The sequence below is a fragment of the Streptosporangium sp. NPDC002607 genome, assembly GCF_053592655.1.
The window spans coordinates 45190-62087 of sequence record NZ_JBSFWD010000022.1 but is presented as its reverse complement, the minus strand read 5'-3'; the positions used below and the strand labels follow the sequence as shown (position 1 = coordinate 62087).

The 16898-nt window shown below is 64.4% G+C and carries 17 protein-coding genes; 9 read left to right on the top strand and 8 right to left on the bottom strand.

The genetic code is table 11. The features are described from left to right. Positions 1-313 precede the first annotated feature (313 nt). The 4 genes from ACWD3H_RS24430 to ACWD3H_RS24415 form a co-directional block, all read right to left on the bottom strand. The gene (locus ACWD3H_RS24430) at positions 314-679 is read right to left on the bottom strand and encodes a Scr1 family TA system antitoxin-like transcriptional regulator (RefSeq protein ID WP_451956599.1); all 366 of its coding nucleotides are present in this window, start codon (positions 677-679) and stop codon (positions 314-316) included. 177 nt (positions 680-856) lie between these two features. Then, complete coding sequence (locus ACWD3H_RS24425; protein WP_451956598.1) at positions 857-1225, bottom strand: GNAT family N-acetyltransferase; 369 nt, start codon at positions 1223-1225, stop codon at positions 857-859. Between the two features lie 64 nt (positions 1226-1289). Beyond that, a complete protein-coding gene (locus ACWD3H_RS24420) occupies positions 1290-1823 on the bottom strand; it encodes a hypothetical protein (protein WP_451956597.1) in 534 nt (177 codons plus the stop codon). Further along, positions 1820-2041 carry a hypothetical protein gene (locus ACWD3H_RS24415; protein WP_451956596.1) on the bottom strand — a complete coding sequence of 74 codons (222 nt, stop codon included), beginning with the start codon at positions 2039-2041 and terminating at the stop codon, positions 1820-1822. The genes ACWD3H_RS24420 and ACWD3H_RS24415 overlap by 4 nt, the downstream gene beginning before the upstream one ends. 47 nt (positions 2042-2088) lie before the next feature. On the opposite strand from ACWD3H_RS24415, the gene ACWD3H_RS24410 reads away from it, so the two are divergent. Beyond that, positions 2089-2214 (top strand): hypothetical protein, encoded by a 126-nt coding sequence (locus ACWD3H_RS24410; RefSeq protein WP_451956595.1) that lies wholly within the window; start codon positions 2089-2091, stop codon positions 2212-2214. An 85-nt stretch (positions 2215-2299) separates the two neighbouring features. Next, positions 2300-2938, top strand: a complete 639-nt coding sequence (locus ACWD3H_RS24405) for a hypothetical protein (RefSeq protein WP_451956594.1) — start codon at positions 2300-2302, stop codon at positions 2936-2938. A 109-nt stretch (positions 2939-3047) separates the two neighbouring features. Here the strand turns inward: ACWD3H_RS24405 and ACWD3H_RS24400 are convergent, their stop codons facing one another. Together ACWD3H_RS24400 and ACWD3H_RS24395 are read right to left on the bottom strand one after the other, a co-directional pair. Beyond that, on the bottom strand, positions 3048-3833 hold the full coding sequence (locus ACWD3H_RS24400) for a phosphotransferase family protein (RefSeq protein WP_451956593.1): 786 nt from the start codon (positions 3831-3833) through the stop codon (positions 3048-3050). Further along, entirely contained in the window at positions 3830-4138 is a 309-nt protein-coding gene (locus tag ACWD3H_RS24395) for an IS3 family transposase (RefSeq protein ID WP_364150323.1), read from the bottom strand. Before ACWD3H_RS24395 ends, ACWD3H_RS24400 begins: the two co-directional genes overlap by 4 nt. Before the next feature lie 676 nt (positions 4139-4814). Between ACWD3H_RS24395 and ACWD3H_RS24390 the strand changes: the two genes are divergently transcribed. The 5 genes from ACWD3H_RS24390 (at position 4815) to ACWD3H_RS24370 (ending at position 11877) form a co-directional block, all read left to right on the top strand. After that, positions 4815-7373 (top strand): Z1 domain-containing protein, encoded by a 2559-nt coding sequence (locus ACWD3H_RS24390; protein ID WP_451956592.1) that lies wholly within the window; start codon positions 4815-4817, stop codon positions 7371-7373. After that, positions 7370-8356 (top strand): PD-(D/E)XK motif protein, encoded by a 987-nt coding sequence (locus ACWD3H_RS24385; protein ID WP_451956591.1) that lies wholly within the window; start codon positions 7370-7372, stop codon positions 8354-8356. Before ACWD3H_RS24390 ends, ACWD3H_RS24385 begins: the two co-directional genes overlap by 4 nt. Positions 8357-8637: 281 nt before the next feature. Further along, positions 8638-10248 (top strand): hypothetical protein, encoded by a 1611-nt coding sequence (locus ACWD3H_RS24380; RefSeq protein WP_451956590.1) that lies wholly within the window; start codon positions 8638-8640, stop codon positions 10246-10248. An 82-nt stretch (positions 10249-10330) separates the two neighbouring features. Next, positions 10331-11125 carry a hypothetical protein gene (locus tag ACWD3H_RS24375; RefSeq protein ID WP_451956589.1) on the top strand — a complete coding sequence of 265 codons (795 nt, stop codon included), beginning with the start codon at positions 10331-10333 and terminating at the stop codon, positions 11123-11125. A 338-nt stretch (positions 11126-11463) separates the two neighbouring features. Further along, positions 11464-11877, top strand: a complete 414-nt coding sequence (locus ACWD3H_RS24370) for a hypothetical protein (protein WP_451956588.1) — start codon at positions 11464-11466, stop codon at positions 11875-11877. 59 nt (positions 11878-11936) lie between these two features. On the opposite strand, the gene ACWD3H_RS24365 is transcribed toward ACWD3H_RS24370, so the two are convergent. Then, complete coding sequence (locus tag ACWD3H_RS24365; protein WP_355630149.1) at positions 11937-12320, bottom strand: very short patch repair endonuclease; 384 nt, start codon at positions 12318-12320, stop codon at positions 11937-11939. Between the two features lie 808 nt (positions 12321-13128). On the opposite strand from ACWD3H_RS24365, the gene ACWD3H_RS24360 reads away from it, so the two are divergent. Further along, the gene (locus tag ACWD3H_RS24360; protein ID WP_451956587.1) at positions 13129-13755 is read left to right on the top strand and encodes a hypothetical protein; all 627 of its coding nucleotides are present in this window, start codon (positions 13129-13131) and stop codon (positions 13753-13755) included. A gap of 53 nt (positions 13756-13808) precedes the next feature. Here the strand turns inward: ACWD3H_RS24360 and ACWD3H_RS24355 are convergent, their stop codons facing one another. Beyond that, positions 13809-15068 carry a DNA cytosine methyltransferase gene (locus ACWD3H_RS24355; RefSeq protein ID WP_355630143.1) on the bottom strand — a complete coding sequence of 420 codons (1260 nt, stop codon included), beginning with the start codon at positions 15066-15068 and terminating at the stop codon, positions 13809-13811. A gap of 257 nt (positions 15069-15325) precedes the next feature. Between ACWD3H_RS24355 and ACWD3H_RS24350 the strand changes: the two genes are divergently transcribed. Continuing rightward, positions 15326-16426 (top strand): DNA cytosine methyltransferase, encoded by a 1101-nt coding sequence (locus tag ACWD3H_RS24350; protein WP_355630140.1) that lies wholly within the window; start codon positions 15326-15328, stop codon positions 16424-16426. The last annotated feature ends 472 nt before the right edge of the window (positions 16427-16898 follow it).

The following is a 16898-nucleotide window of genomic DNA, read 5'->3' as shown; positions in this document are numbered from 1 at the left end:
GAAATGGCGTACGGGTTACCAGTGGTGGCAGTCATGTCCAGCCCGGCGGGCACTGGTTCATATACGTGCCCAAACCATGTCGGGCCGTCCCCCGGCAGGGCACTCCAATCGGGGTGTGAGGTGGAGGGCGCGCGACGGGCCGCCGTGGGAAACGGACCGCCGTGGGGAAGGCGTACGCGCCGTGCCTGCCGGGGAACGGGGTTTGAGAGCGTCGCGCGAGCGGGGAAGGTCACGGAACGCGGGGGTGGCTATCCCGGCCGGGCGGCGGGAAGGGTGGATACGTTCGCCGACGTCTCGTCAGAAACCGCGGAATTCACCGGAATGGCGCGCCACACCGTCCGGCCTCCGGCTCCGAAATCGCGGACGCCCCAGTTTCCTGCTGAAAGCTCGTCGCCGGACCACCAACCCACGTGTCGAGGGCCTGCTCCGCCATGATGATGTGGAAACGCCGATCCCCCATCCGCAGGATCGCCTGCCGACCGAGTCTGGCGCCGACCGCTGCCTCCAGGTCGTCGTGGACGAGTTCGTAGAAGGCCGCGGACCTGGCCATGATGACCCGGGCGTAGTTGCGAGTCTGCAGGAAGCCGGGGATGTGGAACGGCTCGAAGATCCGGAACAGCCGCGTGTTCAGGTCCTCGTTCCTGATCGCGTTCTGGACACGCCGCTGGCCACCGCGCATCTGGCGTTTCCACTCGACGTACTGGGCGTCGATCGTACGGACGGTGGCGATCAGTTCGGGGATCTGGTCCTCGGCACCGCAGACACGACACCAGGTACGGATGTCCGCCTCGGTGGCGTTCTGCTTGCCCAGCTATCGCTCCAGCGCAGGCAGGGCGTGGAAATCTCGGTTGGCCCCCTACCGCTTGTTGGTCTCCAGCTCCCGCCATTCGGGCGCCAGTATGGAATGCACGATTGAGTCCCGCCACTGATCACCGACCCTGATGTGCCCGCGGATGCGGCCTTCCTCGATCATGCCGACCTTGGTCATCAGCCGGGCCGAGGCATCATTGGCGGGACTACGTGCTCCCCACACACGGTAGAGGCCAAGCTCACCGAAGCCGAGACGGAGCAAAAGTCGTACGACGTCCCCACCGAGGCCCTGGCCCCACTGGTCAGCGCGCAGAGCGAACCCGATCTGCCCGCTGCTCTGACCCGGGTGCTGGGTGTCGATGGCCAGCCGAGCGAAGGCGATCAGGTCTCCCCCTGGCCGAGCGCGGCCTGACATCCGTGGTCGACCACTACAAGGACTGGCCGCTGCGGGATCGAAGCGATCGCGGCCGTGACACATATCAGGAACCTGTGTCGGCGCTTTGCTGTCGCGGCGTGGATCTGTCAGGGACGCCGGAGACGAGGTGCCACACCGTCGTGGCCCACAGGACGGTGGCGGAGCCCAGACCGGCCACGGTTTGGACCCCGGACTCCGAGGCCCCGGAGAGCGCCATGGCGCAGCCGGCCACGCCGACGACGATGAGCAGGCTGCCGGTCCAGCGGTACTCGAGGCGGCCGAACGGTCGCGCCAGCGGGAAGAAGTGCGCGCCGACCACGATCGCGATGAGTGCCGGTATCCAGCTGTACCCGCCGGTGATGTTCCCGACCGCGATGACGACCGCGATCCCCACTCCCTGGCCGACGTTACTCCACTTGAAAGCGCGCGCGCTGCGTTCGTACGCCTCGCGCCCGCCGGTTCCGTCGAGGCGGGCAGCAAGGACAAACAGGGTCACGGCGAGGACGGCTCCGGCGACGAGGGCGGCGGTACGGGCGGAGCCGTCCAGGACGACGGAGCCGACGAGCCACCAGACGGTGCCGAAGAACGTCAGGATCATTCCGGAACCGCGGGTGCCGTACTGAGGGCTCGGGCGAAGAAGGGCACACATGACGTCCATCTAAGCCAACCGGGCGCGAGGATGTGCAGCACGCCGGCGCGGTGCAGTCGCCCGTGGCTGCGGGCCCAGTCCAGCAGCTCGGCGTGCCGCAGGCGGAAATCGCGTCCTTCCACCGGGCCGAACCGCGCCTTGTACAGGCGGAACAGCGTCCACAGCACGGCTATGCCGGTACGCGGGCCAGCAGCGCCTCGGTCTGCTTCAGAGTGTGACCCGCCTCAATGAGACGGGGAGCGAGCATGACCGCGTCCACCCACGCCGGGTCGCGCAGGCATCCGGTGCGAGCGAGCCGGTCGGCGAGTTCACGACGGTCGGTCCCGTTCCCGCCTGCTGATCAGGAGTGTGTTCGGGTACAAGTCGTTTCCAGGAGGGTGCGCCCATCCTGCGGGGCATGTACAACACATGCGGGGCTCTGAAGCATGACCGACAAAGCTAAGCCCGGCAAAAAGGCGTGGTGGTATGTCCTGCTGGCTGTGCTGGTCAGCCTCGGGGCTCCGATCTACTTGGTGACGAACGTGGTCCTGGCCGTGGTGGAGGCGTCCCAGCCGTGTGTGTCACCGCCCACAGGCACCTGGCCGCCGACTGCCGTCCGCACCGAGACCTTCATCGACTTGCCGCTCACCGCGGCGGACATGCCCCGTACCTCCCCCGGCCCGGACGAGGAGTCCGTCATCGTCGCGGTCTACCAGACGCCCGGCGAGAAAAAGGTCCAGGTATGGCGGCGCTACCCAGAACACACAGACCCGGACGCCTCGCTCGACGAGGAACTGCAGCAGTCCGGCAGCAAGACAATCAGGGGCAGGTCCGACACCAGAAGCACCGATGCCTGCGCCGAGGGAATCGTGGCGATGCCGACCAGCCCGCTCGGTGGCGCGGCGGCCTGCTACCCATCCCAGTTCAGCGACGCGAAGACCCACATCTACAAACCGGGGGCGGTATGTCTTTTCTTCGACCGGTGGTCCGGGGCGAAACTGGAGGGACCGGACATGACCGTGAGCGAGCTGGCCCAGCTGATGTCCCGCCTGCGACCCGCCATCCAGGTCCCGCGCACCCCGTGACCGCCCCCCTCGCCGGGTACCGCGCGTTATCTCTGGCCTGTGACCCCGTATTTCCGCGACGCCTACCGCTCCGGGCCGAGGGTACAAGCGCCTGTCCTCCAGAGGCAGGTCAGCAGGAACGATGCCGCACCCATGCTCGCCCTGCCTCGGCGGCTCGTGCACGGAAATCGCGTCCTTCCACCGGGCCGAACCGCGCCTTGTACAGGCGGAACAGCGTCCACAGCGCGGCCAGGCCGGTGACCGCGTCCGCAGGCGCGGACCACCAGGCCGGTACCCGGGCCAGCAGCCCCTCGGTCTGCTCCGGGGTGTGGCCCGCCTCGATGAGACGGGGAGCGAGCATGACCGCGTCCACCCACGCGGCACCGCGCACCGCGAACGCCCAGTCGATCACGTACGCTCGCCCGTCGTCGATCCGGAAGTTACCGGGGTGCAGGTCGTAGTGGAGAAGGGTGTCCCCCTCCAACGCGTCGGGGTCGAACCTGTCGAGCGCCGTCTCGTACACGGCCCGGTCCGGCAACTCCCCGGCGAGCAGGCTCGCGGCCTTGGCCTGCAGTCCCGCGATGTTCACCGCGACCTCCGGGACACCACCAGGACATGGGGTGAGCGCCTCGTTCAGGACGACCAGGGTGTCCAGCACGAGCGGCACGTCCGGCGAACCGGGCGACAGGTCGGCGTCCCGGCCGTCGACGTACTCGTGCAGCAGCACGATCCCCCCTCCACCTCGCCGTTGCACCGCAGGTGGGGGCAGGCCAGGCGGCAGTACGGTACCTGCTCGTCGTTCCCGCTCGTACAGGGACGCGGCCGGGCCGGCGGTGGGGACGGCCTTGAGGAAGACGGTTCCGCCGTCCTCGGTGTGCAGCCGGGCGGCGAGGCCGGGCATGAGCCCTTTGGTCACCTCGCCGGTCTCTTGGCTAAGCCCTCCTTCTTCGCCCCGGCGGTGCCGGCCGCGCAAGCCTCCTTCACGGTCAGCCAGAGCCGGTCGGGGACCTGAACGGTGAACGCCCAGCCGACCAGGTCCTCCTTGGTCGCAACGTTGACCGGGGTGCGGCGCCCTCGCCGCCGGTAAGCGCCCTGCAGCCCGGCTTGGCGCATGAGCCGCTCGACGCGCTTGCGATTCACCGCCAGGCCCAGCGTCAACTCCGCATGCACACGCGGCGCGCCGTAGCTGCCGAGGAACTCGACATGAATCTCACGAATGATTTTCGCCAGCTCGATATTCGCTTGCTCGTGGACGTGGGTCGGCCGAGCCAGTCATGACATCCAGAGCGCGATACCTTCAGCACTCGGCAGGTCACCGCGACAGGGACATCGTCGTCGGCGAGTTTACGGACCAGCAAGTATGCTGTTTTGAGAGAACGTTCTCACGCGCGAAGTAAGCAGCCGCGCATTTCAGGATCTCACTTTTCAGTTCCAACTACTTGTTCTTGCGTCGCAGCTCGGCGACTTTGGCTTTCTCAACCGTCGTCAGCCAGCTCGATGTCCGGCCCTCCTGGTCGGCGTCGGCTTGAGCCAGCCATTTTCGCAGGCAGGATCAGCTGATTCCCAGCTCTCGGGACAAGGTGATGATCGGTTCGTCACCGAGTCGGGCCAGCGCGACGGCGTGCTCACGAAACTTAGGTGAGTGAGGTACGGGCACAGGTTTTCCTTCCCAACCGACACAGGACCGACTCAGACAAGGTATCCGTCCTGTGGGGAAAGATCAGTCGGTTGTGCGGCGGTCAACCCGCCGACTTGCGCATACCACATAATCGGGACATAACCACACAGCCCCATGACGCCTTCAGGCTGCCGAACTCTACGAGTTAAAGGTCAGCTTGGTCGCCTATGCCCTTATCCGCTAAATTTCTTTCCCTGACAGGGGAAAGGGTGAGGAACGTTGAGCCTGTACACCGTCTTCGCGGACTGGGCTAGACGCCACGGCGTCGAGGCAGCCGTCGCTAGCTTCTCGGACTCGTTGCCCGAGGAGATGGTCGACAAGTTCCGAGGCCAGTTCGAGGCTGACAGAGCGAAGGTGCAGGCCGGCGGGCCTCCGATCATCACGGCCGGTTCGGACGACTGGTACAGCGGCCCGGGTGAGGCCGACCGCTACTGGCTGGCCCTGAAGGACCAGTTCAAGACCGATAAGTGGCCTGACGAACGCATCAGCTCCGTGGACCACTCATCCAGCACCGTGGTCGCCCACACCCCACGACCGGACTCTTCCACATGGGACTCCAAAGGTCTCGTGGTGGGATATGTGCAGAGTGGGAAGACCACCAACTTCACCGCGGTCATCGCGAAGATGGCGGATGTGCGGTACCGCCTGGTCATCGTCCTGTCCGGCATCCACAACGGGCTGCGCCGCCAGACCCAGGTACGACTGGACCAGTACCTCAAGGACCTCAACCCCGACCGCTGGATGACACTGACCGGTGAAACCCAGGACTTCGTCGCACAGACCATTGAGGCGTCGGCCGCGCTCAGTGAGGAGAAGACGGTCCTGGCAGTCGTCAAGAAGAACGCGGCCGTGCTGGACAAGCTCATCAGGTGGTTGGACAAGCCGAACAGCCGGAAGGCACTCGCGTCCGCCCCCGTACTGATCATCGACGACGAGGCGGATCAGGCCTCGGTGGCCACGGGTCGGATCAACCCGCTCATCCGCAAGCTCCTGAACCTGATGCCACGCTGCACGTACGTCGGTTACACCGCGACACCCTTCGCCAACGTATTCATCGACCCCACCCAGGAAGACTTATATCCGAAGTCGTTCATCCTCAACCTGCCGCGTCCCGATGGCTACTTCGGCCCCGAGAAGATCTTCGGTCGCGATGCCGTGGAGTGGGAGACTGCCGACGAGCAGGGCCCACCGGACGGTTACGACATGGTGCGCCTGGTCGCCGAGAAGGATGTCCCGCTGTTGCGTCCAGGCAGCAAGGAGTCCGCGGATGGGTTCACCCCCACCATGATCGATGAGTTGGTGACGGCTGTCCGCTGGTTCTGGTTGGCCACAGCGGCACGACGGGCGCGTGGCGACGACGGCCACAGCACGATGCTCATCCACACGTCTGTGAAGATCGCGGTCCACGAGAGCTATCGGGACCCTTTGCGGTGGCTGCAGAAGCAGACCGTGGCCAGCCTCACGGCCGGTAGTCCAGAGGTCCTCGATGAGTGGCGCAACCTCTGGGAGAAGGAGTCGTCGCGAGTGCCCGCCGAGGACTTCGACCGGAATCAGAACACCTTCGACGAGGTTCTCCCGTACCTGAGCGAAGTGATCGCCACGACGCGCGTCGTCCTCGACAACTACCGAAGCCAGGACCGGCTCGACTACTCCGACCCCTCCGTGGTCGCCATCGCCGTCGGCGGCAATACCCTCTCAAGAGGGCTGACCCTGGAAGGGCTCGTCGTCAGCTTCTTCGTCCGAGGGGCGACGGCCTACGACACTCTGCTCCAGATGGGTCGCTGGTTCGGGTACCGGACCGGGTACGAGGATCTGCCCAGAATCTGGATGACACCGAGCCTCGCAGCGGCGTTCCGCCATCTCGCCACCGTCGAGCACGAGATGCGCGACGACATCGACCGTTATCAACGGGAGAACCTGACGCCGTCCCAGGTCGCGGTACGCATTCGGACACATCCATCGCTGCGGATCACCGCCAAGTTGGGCGCTGCCCAGCCGGCCTTCATCTCCTACGCCGGGCGCCGGTTGCAGACCCGCTACTTCGAGCACCGCGACAGCGACTGGCTGGACAGCAACCGCCAGGCCGCGGAGAACCTCGTCCAGGAGGCGGTCCGGCACGGTCAGGTCGAGGACCTGGGTGCCGCCCGACTGATCCGCGACGTCCCGGTGTCGCTTGTGAAGACCTTCCTGTCCCGCTATCAGGTGCACGAGGACTCCCCGGACCTCGAACCGTCGCTCATGGTCAAGTACATCGACCGGCAGCTCACCAGCGACCCGCCGAGCCTGGCGATGTGGTCCGTCGCCGTCGTGACCGGTGAGGGTGGGGACGCGAGACTGGGCGGTCTCGACATCAAGTACTCGATCCGATCCCGGCTGAACGACCACCACGCCGAACGCGCGGACATCAAGACGCTGATGAGCAAGCAGGACCGCGCCCTGGACCTCGGTCTGACGGCCTCACAGGCGAGGGCGAAGAGCGAGAGCGAACTCGTCGCCCTGCGCAACAGCCACCCTGTCTGTCATGACCGCGGCCTGGTCGTCCTCTACTTGATCGACCCGACGAGCGAACCCGTCAATCAGCAGCAGAGCGACGCCTCCGAGCATCCCCCGCGCACCGCGCTCGGCGCGGCGCAGCCTGTGGTCGGCCTTGGCATCACCTTCCCCGGGGACGTCCGGACGAAGAGTATCCAGGCTACCCACGTCGCAGTAGACCTCACCGACGTCGAGAGCGAGAACGTCGACGAGGCACTCGGCATCGACACCGAGGACCTGATGTGACGGGCGTAGAACCGACCGTGCTGGAACGTGCATGGGCGGTCCTGACCCGGCCGCGTGCCAAGGAACTCGTTTCCTTTCCTCTGGACGTGACATGCCATGCGGAGCCCTGCCGCGTGGCGCTCGACGGCACAGGTGCCCGACACCTCCTCGTTCCCGCCGGTGACGAGGACGTGTCCGTCGATCCCAGGCCGGCGGTGCTCAGCACCGTGGTCCGCAAGCTCAGCTTCGGCGGTGCTGCTATCGCATACGTCGACGTGTCCTGTGCGGAGCCTGATCTCTTCCCTGAGTTCAACGAGGTCGTGACCGACGTGCTGGAGGCCGTGGCGGACGCGCGGCGACCGGGGGACGCCGCGGTCGCCGCCATCGCGCGGTGGCGGCGACTCTTCCGGAGCAGCCTGCTGCGTGGACTATCGCGTCAGGCCAAGCTGGGCCTCTTCGCGGAGCTCGCCGTGCTCTTGGCCCTCGTCGAGGCCGATCCCGGTTTCCCCGTAGATGCCTGGCGTGGGCCGCTCAACGAACCGCACGACTTCGAGGCTGCCGTCCGGTGCCTGGAGGTGAAGGGCTTGAGCACCGCAGGTGACACCATCACCGCCCACGGGTTGGAACAGCTGGGCACCCACAATGGACGACCGTTGGACCTCGTCCTACTCCGCGTCGTGAAAGATCCCGAGGGGCGGACGTTGAGCGACCTCGTCGAACAGTTACGCGGCTCAGTGGTGTCACGGGCGAGCCTCCGCACACGGCTCTCGGCGGCAGGATGGTCGGGCCAGCCGGATCGACCTGACCTGGACACGTTCGCGATCGAGGAGGTACTCAGAATCGCGGTCGGTCCGGACACGCCTCGACTCGTCCCGTCGTCCCTCGTCACTGGCTCGCTTCCGAACGGCGTAGCGGACATCCGCTATGAGATCGAACTCACCGCTCTGCTCCCGTTCAGCACCGGTGCCTCTCTGGCCGAGATCGCGGAGGAGGCGGTCAGATGAGCGCTCGTTGGTGGTCGCAGCCGTTCGCACCGGAAGGCTCTGCGGTAGCAGAGGGTATCGTCAAGCAGTTGGGACGACCCGCGCTCGACCCGTTGACTGTTCTGGTGCGGGAGGCGGCGCAGAACAGTTGGGACGCGCATCTGTCCGACGGAGTGGTGGAGTTCCGCATCGACGTCCGTGTGCTCGGCGACGACGTTCACATCTGGCGTGACCTGCTGCTGCCGGGACCTCCGAAACAGTCGAACGTCGACCTCGATGGAGCCCTGCGCCCGGAGACCGTCGTGCTGGTGATCTCCGACCGCAACACCAGAGGGCTGGGCGGTCCGCTGCGCGCCGGTGAGCGTGCGCACGACGGAGAGACGCCGGACTTCGTGCAGTTCATCCGAAATGTTGGGGAGCCAAGCGACCACAAGTTCGGCGGGGGAACGTACGGATTCGGGAAGGGCATCTTCTACCGACTCAGCCGAGCCAGCGCGATCCTCGTGGACACGCACACCGCCGCTCACGGTCCCGACTCCCGTCGACTGATGGGCGCCGCGCTCGGTCACAGTTGTTATCTCGACGAGCGCCGTTTCACCGGCCGTCACTGGTGGGGCCTCGTGGCGACGGACGACGTGCCGGACCCGGTCGTCTCTCCTCATGCCGACGCGATCTCCAAGGCCTTGGGGTTACCGGGCTTCGACGACGGCGACACCGGCACCGATATCGTCATTCTGGCCGCCGACCTGGGAACTGTCGGATCCGAGACGGACGCTCGTGATCGGACCCCCGAGGAGGCCGCCACTTTCATCACGTCCTCCATCCTGTGGAACTTGTGGCCGAAGATGGTCCCGGACGAGGATGGACGTCACATGCGCTTCGTCGTGGGCGTCAACGGGTCGGCCGTCCCCGTGGCCGACCCTCATACCTTCGGCGAGCTCGCACCCTTCGTCGAGGCACTGCAAGAGGTACGAGCGGGTGACGGAGTCGCGTTCTCGCGTACCGTGCCGCCAAAGCACGCCGGCACCTTCGCCATGGCCCTGGGTGTCGCCGGAGGCACGAGCACGCGCCTCCTCGTCGGTGCGGCGAAGCCGTTCGAGGGTCCGTCCCACCACGTCGCCCGCATGCGTGTCGCCGAACTCGTGGTCGATTACCTTCCCGGTCCGCCCCATCCCGACCAACGCCTCGCCTACGCAGGTGTGTTCAAGGCGTCCGAGGACGCCGACGCGCTGTTCGCCTCCGCCGAGCCGCCCACGCACGACGACTGGATCTCCAAGGGGCTGACCGGAACCGCACGAGGGGTCGTGCAGGGAGCACGCACGTTCGTACAGAAGCAACTGGACGAACGACTTGGGCTCGGACCCCAGAGCGGTGGATCAGGAGGCCAAGGACTGGGGCAGTTGTCGGCGCTGCTCGCCAGCATCGTGCCCGCGCGGATGAGCCGACGGCCGAAAGACGACGAGTCGGGCGCCGGTGGCGGCGGAACCGGCGGAATCGGCACCGGAGGTGGCGACTTCGGCGGTGGTGGACGGGGAAGTACCGGCGGCCTCGAAGGCGGTGTGTCATCGCGCCGAGGAGGACGGCCTCGACTGCACGGAACCCCGATGTTGCTGATGCACGAGGGAGAGCCTTACTTGGTCGCCGCAGTCAAAGTCCCTGCGGCGGTCGCATCGAGAGTCCTCTCTGCCGACGTCGAAGTCGTCTTGGAAGGGGGAGGCCGCGAGAGCGAGCCCCCTCTCGGTGCCGCCGTTCCGCGGATCATGCAGTGGCAGTCCACCACCGGAGTCGTCGCGCGTGGAAGGACCGTCACGGTGCCTGCGGGCGAGGAGTCGGACTGGTACGTCTACGCCACACACGTACCCGACGCTGTCGTACGCTTCCGAGTGAGTCAGGTGACGTCCGATGCCGGCTGACGTTCGTCCCTACCTGGTCCCGCGTCAGGGCACTGTGGTCTGGGAACCGTGGTTCCTCCTCGACGCGGAGGAGTGGAGGCCCATGCCGGAGGCGGTCGACGGCTGGGACCCAGGCACTGATCTGCGGGCAGCACGTCGGGTGCGGGTTGACGTAGCGCGCTTCGTCCAGGAGACGGGGCTCCACCTGGCGGACGTCGCACTGACCGTCTCCTGGACCAGCTCGACCACCGACATGACCGAAGCCGCGCTGGCGGCGCGGTTCGACCCGAACGGCACGGCCTTGATCCATACGACACTCGTGGGCGAACGCCTGTCCGGAATCCTGTCACTCCGCAGCACCATCAGCCTCACCCGCGCCACCGTGGAGCGAGGGGTCGGCGTGGCCACGGTCCCCGGTTCGGTGCTCGCCGAGCACCTTCAACGGGTGGTGTTGGAAAGCATGTCCTCCATGTTCCCGGTGCACGAGATCGATTTCGCCCATACCCGGCTCTCCCCCACCGCCAGCTGGCACCTGGAGACGAGCACAGACCTGACCGCCCCCTTCTACGGCACGTTTCGCGTGCTCATCAACAAACACGACCGCGAACTCCGCACGGCGGTCACCCGTGGTGCCAAGGACAGACGCCAGCAAGCTTTGCTCGACGAACTCCAGGCAGGCGTCGCCGCGATGCTGCTGGAGCTCGCCTTGCACCTCCGCGCAGAGCTCGATGAACGTGAGGAATGGCCGCCCGACAGCGTCGGGGACGTGCTGGTGAGAACCTTCGCCGCGTCACCGTTGCATCTCTTCGCCCCACCCGCGGCGGTGGAGCTCGCGGAGTTCAGGACTCAGATCTCCGGCGCAGTGAGGAACCTCGGCAGGGGGCGGATTTTCCAGTGAGTGAACTGTGGCCCCATCTCCCCTCCGTGGTGGGCACAACCCTGTACGCCGAGGTCACCGCCGGACGACCTCCTGCTCCACGGGAGAGTCACCCGGAACAGACCTGGTCACCCGTCGGCGGTCGTGTCGCGCCGAAACGCGTACGAGAGTTGATTGAAACGGTCTCGACGACGGCCAAGGAGTACGGTTACCCACAGCCGGCCAGCAACGACGCGCGGATCTCCTTCGACCGGGAGGCAGCGAAAGTAATCCGCGGCCAATTGGACCTGTCGTGGGCGGAAGCCGGCAACCGGGACCTCTGGTCTTTTCTCTCTCTCGTGGTCCTTCCTCATGTGACCATGTGGCGCTTCGGACCGGGTAACAAAGAACGATGGATCGCCACCGACCTCACCCGGCACACCTGGGCACGGTTGTGGTGGCAGGCTGTGGTCTTCGCCGGCCACGAGCACGTCCTGGCCGCACTCAGTGAGAGTGACCTCAACCAGCTCCTGGAACGCCGCAGTATCGGAGGTGATCCTCGATTGGTACGGGAGATGGCCCAGGCGGTCATCGACCTCGCCGCCAACTCCCCTCGTAGACCGGTGATTCGTGATGTCACGGCACGACTACGCAGGTACCTGGCGTTCCTGGATGTACGGGCCCTCACTGACCAGCAGATCCAAGACCTTTGCCGTACATTGACGAACGAGACCGTCACGCGCCTGGCGACGGTTCGATCCAGGTCGTCCACAGACTCCAACCCTGACGTATAGGGGCAGGTGGATCACAGCCCAGGGCGATCGCAGCGGTCGTACATCAAGGGTGGGCCAAGTCAGCGCTCAGCCCACGACCTCATGACCTCCTCGACGATGCGATCGACCGCCTCGGATGGATCCTCGTGCTCCCAGATACGGAGGACCCGCCATCCAGCCTGACGCAGATGCTCGTTCGTCGTGATGTCTCGCGCCGTGTTCTTCGCCAGCTTCTCCGACCACCACTTGTCGTTGGCGGCCGGGCGTGTGGCGTGCTCGGGGCATGAGTGCCAAAAGCATCCATCCACGAACACTGCGACCTTCGCGCGGGTGAAAGCGATGTCAACCGAACGACGCTTCATTCCGGGTATCGGCCACGCCACCCGGTATCGCAGACCGCGGGCGTGCAGGAGTTTCCGCAGGGTCATCTCCGGCGCGGTGTCCCTGCGGCGCTGCTTGCTCATCCGCGCTGACACACCGACCGAACTAGGAGAAGGCATCAAGGCCACAGGAAAACGTTATATCCCATCAGCAACTCTGACACCCGAACCACAACAAGCTACTTCGCGCGACCTTCCATGGAGTCACGCCGCCTAGGACGTCACCTTCGGCAACAGATATGATACTTTCTGTGCCCGCCGATACACTGATCGATCACCGATCAGCCATGGTCGCCAGGACTATCGACCACAGAAACTGTAGCGGTGTCTGCCTACGTGACACACCTCCTGGATCAGGTTCTCCCTAGCAAGATCGTTGTCTTGTTCGCCGGTCCCGGTGGGTTCGACATGACGACCGAGAAGCTCGGTATTCCCACGGTGGGTGCGGAACGGGATGCCTCAGCTTGCCGGACCCGCCGGGCTGCGGGGCTTACCGCGTCGAAGGCGACGTACATCTCAACGGACCTTCGCGCTCTTCAAGGCAGAGGTACCCGCGGGAGGACGACTGCGCCAGACCTTCACCGTCGCCCAGCGGAGGGCCAGCCGTAAGGCACTCGATGAGGTACTGCACTTCGTCAAGCGCATGGTCGCCGGGGAGAAGCAGGAGGACACCAAACAGGATCTCTGCAGACTAGAGGACGAGTGAACCGGGTTGATCCTGAAACCTCTGCGCTAAGCGCTCGCAGCGATCGACACGCCGCCCTCTCATGCCCGAGCACGGACATCGCTTGCCAGACAGAGTCCAAGCTTCCCCAACACCTGGCCCAGAGCTGGCGCTCTGCCGGGTTCCTTCTGCGGAACAGAAGCCGAGTCAATCTGACAGAGTAGTGGCGTGATACCTGAATTCAACGTCGAATGCTATGTCGACTACAACCCAGAGTATCTGGGAAAGACCTCTGCAGAAGATGTCGCCAGCTACCCCGGGCCTGGCTGGAACCGCGACTACGCCCCTCTTTACGATGTGACTTGGGACGAAGCTGAAGGCGCTCTTGAGATCGAACGTGATGCACTTGATCGAGCTTACCAAGCCCATGACGCTGAAGGATTCGAGGAGACACTTGAAACGGTCGTAAACGACGCCTACGAGAACGAAGACGACAGTTTCGCCTGGCACATCGGAGGAATAGACCTTGGCGTAGCCGCCTTGGTGATGGCGATCGTCGCAGCTGGCGGTACGACTTATACTGCGTGTCGAGGACGGGCGCCTGGCTCCCTGCACCTACAACAGCATCCCCATGTCGGGGTAATTCTCGATGCGGATCGCGCAGCGCTGATTTCACAATTCGTCCTCGAAACAGGGTGTTGTCTCTACTCCGAGAAAGAGGGGCATCTTGCGATAGGGGCGCCGTCTGTTGAGCATTGTCACCGCCTTGCCCACTTGATCATTCGAAGCCGCAATATGTTCGATCGCCTTCCCTCTCCGGCATGGCGTGCAGGGCTAGAAAATCTTGTTGAATGAGCGTAGGCCGGCCCGGCTCGCAGACATCGGCACATCGCCGTCCGCTAGATCAATCAGCTGATTCTTCTTATCTCCTTCTTGAACTGTTCGTTCCGGACATGACCAGCTTCCCCTCGGAAAGCCCTGATAGATCCGATCTTATAAGCAATCGGTTCTCCGTCTCGCACTTCGAGTTCGAAGTCCTTCCCGAGCGAATCGATATGGCGTTCCAGTTCGTCGGTCTTCAGCGGTGACTTGATTGCCCTGACGATCTGATCGAGGGTCATGAAATCCCCTCCTTTTCGGAGAGCGCGGTAGATGGGGTCATGTTCCGATTGTGGGCCACATTCACGAGGCATGGTCGCGTGGTTCAGAGCGGCTGCAACGGCCACGCCCAGAGCTTTTGCCACTGGAGGCGGGAAAGCATTGCCGATTTGGCGGTAGCGGGCGGTCTTCTTGCCGCTGAAATGCCAACGAAACTCCTCCTCGTCCCATCCTTGCAAACGAGCTACCATCTCGCACGTCAGCTTGGGCCCGATTTCGAAAATCTCACCCCTGATGGGAGCCGCATCGGCCAAGGCCCACCCGTTCACACCCATCTCTGCCCACTTGGCTTTGGCTCGTGTCGGCCCCAGGTCGGCACCACCGTGCTTCTTCGAACCCCCAACGAGGGTCGGCGCGATGTCATTGGCCCTGCTCGCCCACGCCTCAGCCTCTTCCCAGCCGTTAGCGGACATCAAAGGAAGCAGGACTTGCCCGACGGTGTGAGGGGAAGCAACAGGTGCAGGCCAATGGAAGTACGTGAGGTCTTCTGGCTGCATCGCGACGAGTATGAACCTGGGCCGGAGCTGCGGCACGCCATAGTCTCTGGCGTTCACGACTCGCCACTCTGCTCCGTATCCGAACTCACTCAAGCGGTCAAGGACATGCTGCCGGTACCCCGCGAATCTGGGCTGACTCAGACCACGGACGTTCTCCAGCAGGAGGGCGCGAGGTCGGATGACCCCAACCTGCTCGACCGCCCAAGCGAAGAGATCACGCTCGTCGGTGGCCCCGCGCTGCTGTCCAGCGACACTAAAGGGTGGACACGGCACCCCGCCAGCCAGGAGGTCAACGCTCCCCGCATAGTCGTTGGGATTCCATACGCCTTCATCTGCCACGTCCCCCGCCACCACCTTCCAGTCAGGGCGGTTCAATCGGAGCGTCGCAACGGCGTTGTCGTCAAGTTCTATCAGCAGGCCGTGCTCGAAGCCCGCGCGTTCCAACCCAAGCGCCTGCCCACCAGCGCCGGCGCAGATCTCCACGGCTCTGAAGATTCTTTGGGTGTCGCCCACATGCCCTCCTCTGTCGCGAGAGCACGAGAGTACCGACCCAATCCGACAAAATCGGGACATTGGGATCTTGTCGGCGTCGAACTGCTTGAGCAAGATCTCCTGTTACGCCGCTGCTCAGCCCCTGGCCTGCGTACAGCATCGCTCGCCCAGGAGACTGTCATGATCAGAGAGTAAGCTTGCCGCCATCACGGGTGACTCACAGGCGGATGGACGTCTCAGCCGTCCCCTGGTATCCACCTCAACCGACAGGAGAGTACGTGCGCCGCCCCCCTAAGATCGTTGATCTGTTCGCCGGTCCTGGAGGGTTGGACGTAGCAGCACGATGGCTCGATGTGCCGACGGTCGGCATCGAGCTGGACACAAGCGCGTGCAAGACGCGTGACGCGGAGAAGCTCGAGACGCGACACGACGACGTGCGCAATTTTAAGCCCTCAGACTTTAGCGATGCCACTGTATTGGCGGGCGGTCCCCCCTGTCAGACGTACACCGTTGCAGGCTCGGGCGCCGGTCGTCGCGCATTGGACGATGTTCTGGACTTCGCGGAACGTATGGCGCTCCGCTTGGATGTAGGGACCGATCTGGAGAAGCTAGCAGCCGATCATAACGGCGACGACCGCACGGGCTTGGTCTTGGAGCCGCTGAAGTGGGCGCTTCAGGCGATAGACGACGGCAACCCCTACGATGCGATCGTCTTGGAGCAGGTACCTGCTGTCCTCCCTGTATGGCAAGCCATGAAGACGATTCTGGAGAAGGAAGGTTACAACGCCGCGTGTGACGTACTGCGCGCAGAGGAATTCGGAGTCCCGCAGACGCGTCGTCGAGCAGTACTCATCGCCCGCCTGGAAGGTGAAGCGTTGCTCCCTGAACCGACGCATCGCCCGTATCGCAAGAATGTGTCGAGAGAAGAGGGGCCCGAGGGATTGTCCCCCTGGGTAGCGATGAAGGACGTGCTCGCCCGCCCAGAGCCATTCGTCGTCGTCTCCAATTACGGCACCGGCGGAGACCCAAAGAACCGCGGTCAGCGCACTTCGGCCGAACCAGCTTTCACGGTGACAGGAAAAATCTCCCGCAATCGAGTGGAGACGCCGGATGGCCGCCCTGCTGACCCTCCTCGCTTTACCCCTGAGGAATCTGGGCAGCTGCAAACTTTCCCCGCTGACTATCGGTGGCGCGGCCGGGATGTCGCACAACAAATCGGCAACGCCATCCCGCCCCGTCTCGCCGCCTACATTCTTGTCGCTGCGCTCGGCCTCGACAAGAAGTTGCTCCACAAGATATTTTCTGACCCGAAAATTCCTGCAGGAGGATCACTGTTGACGCCCTTGGAAGTGGCGTCGTCACCGACGGCGATACGCTGAAGATCGCGGGCGGGTACGCCGACTGGAGTCAATCGACTCCTCCCGGTCTCAATATTCCCAATGCATGCATGCTTGACGGTATCGAGTACTCCATATTCGTGGTAAATCCGTTGGAGTCAATCATCCGTCAATAATTTTCCCCATACTGAGTCGATCATAAGTTATGTAAATTTCAAGAAGACCGGAAGACGAGTCGTCCCCCTGCTGAAGCGGCATACGGACCAGGGGAATTTCCGGAAAATCTCAATACTTATGATCGCCTCAGTACCTCGCCGTCGACCTGCCACATAGCGCTCATCCACGACGACTGTTAAAAGGGGACGGCACCGACGCGGTCGACCAGGAGGCACTCGATGCCTTGCTGCCGCTCATGATCCTGCGCAGGTTGATCGACACCCAGGCGGAGGGAAGCGTCGAGGACTCCCGATGGCTAGCGGCCTGGCTGTCCGCAAACGCCCCCGATCTACTGCCT

What these genes read in the sequence shown, in the direction of transcription:
- ACWD3H_RS24430 (WP_451956599.1), bottom strand. Translation starts at nt 679, where the DNA reads ATGCGCGGTGGCCAGCGGCGTGTCCAGAACGCGATCAGGAACGAGGAC.
- ACWD3H_RS24425 (WP_451956598.1), bottom strand. Translation starts at nt 1,225, where the DNA reads ATGTCAGGCCGCGCTCGGCCAGGGGGAGACCTGATCGCCTTCGCTCGG.
- ACWD3H_RS24420 (WP_451956597.1), bottom strand. Translation starts at nt 1,823, where the DNA reads ATGATCCTGACGTTCTTCGGCACCGTCTGGTGGCTCGTCGGCTCCGTC.
- ACWD3H_RS24405 (WP_451956594.1), top strand. Translation starts at nt 2,300, where the DNA reads ATGACCGACAAAGCTAAGCCCGGCAAAAAGGCGTGGTGGTATGTCCTG.
- ACWD3H_RS24375 (WP_451956589.1), top strand. Translation starts at nt 10,331, where the DNA reads ATGCCGGAGGCGGTCGACGGCTGGGACCCAGGCACTGATCTGCGGGCA.
- ACWD3H_RS24370 (WP_451956588.1), top strand. Translation starts at nt 11,464, where the DNA reads ATGTGGCGCTTCGGACCGGGTAACAAAGAACGATGGATCGCCACCGAC.
- ACWD3H_RS24365 (WP_355630149.1), bottom strand. Translation starts at nt 12,320, where the DNA reads ATGAGCAAGCAGCGCCGCAGGGACACCGCGCCGGAGATGACCCTGCGG.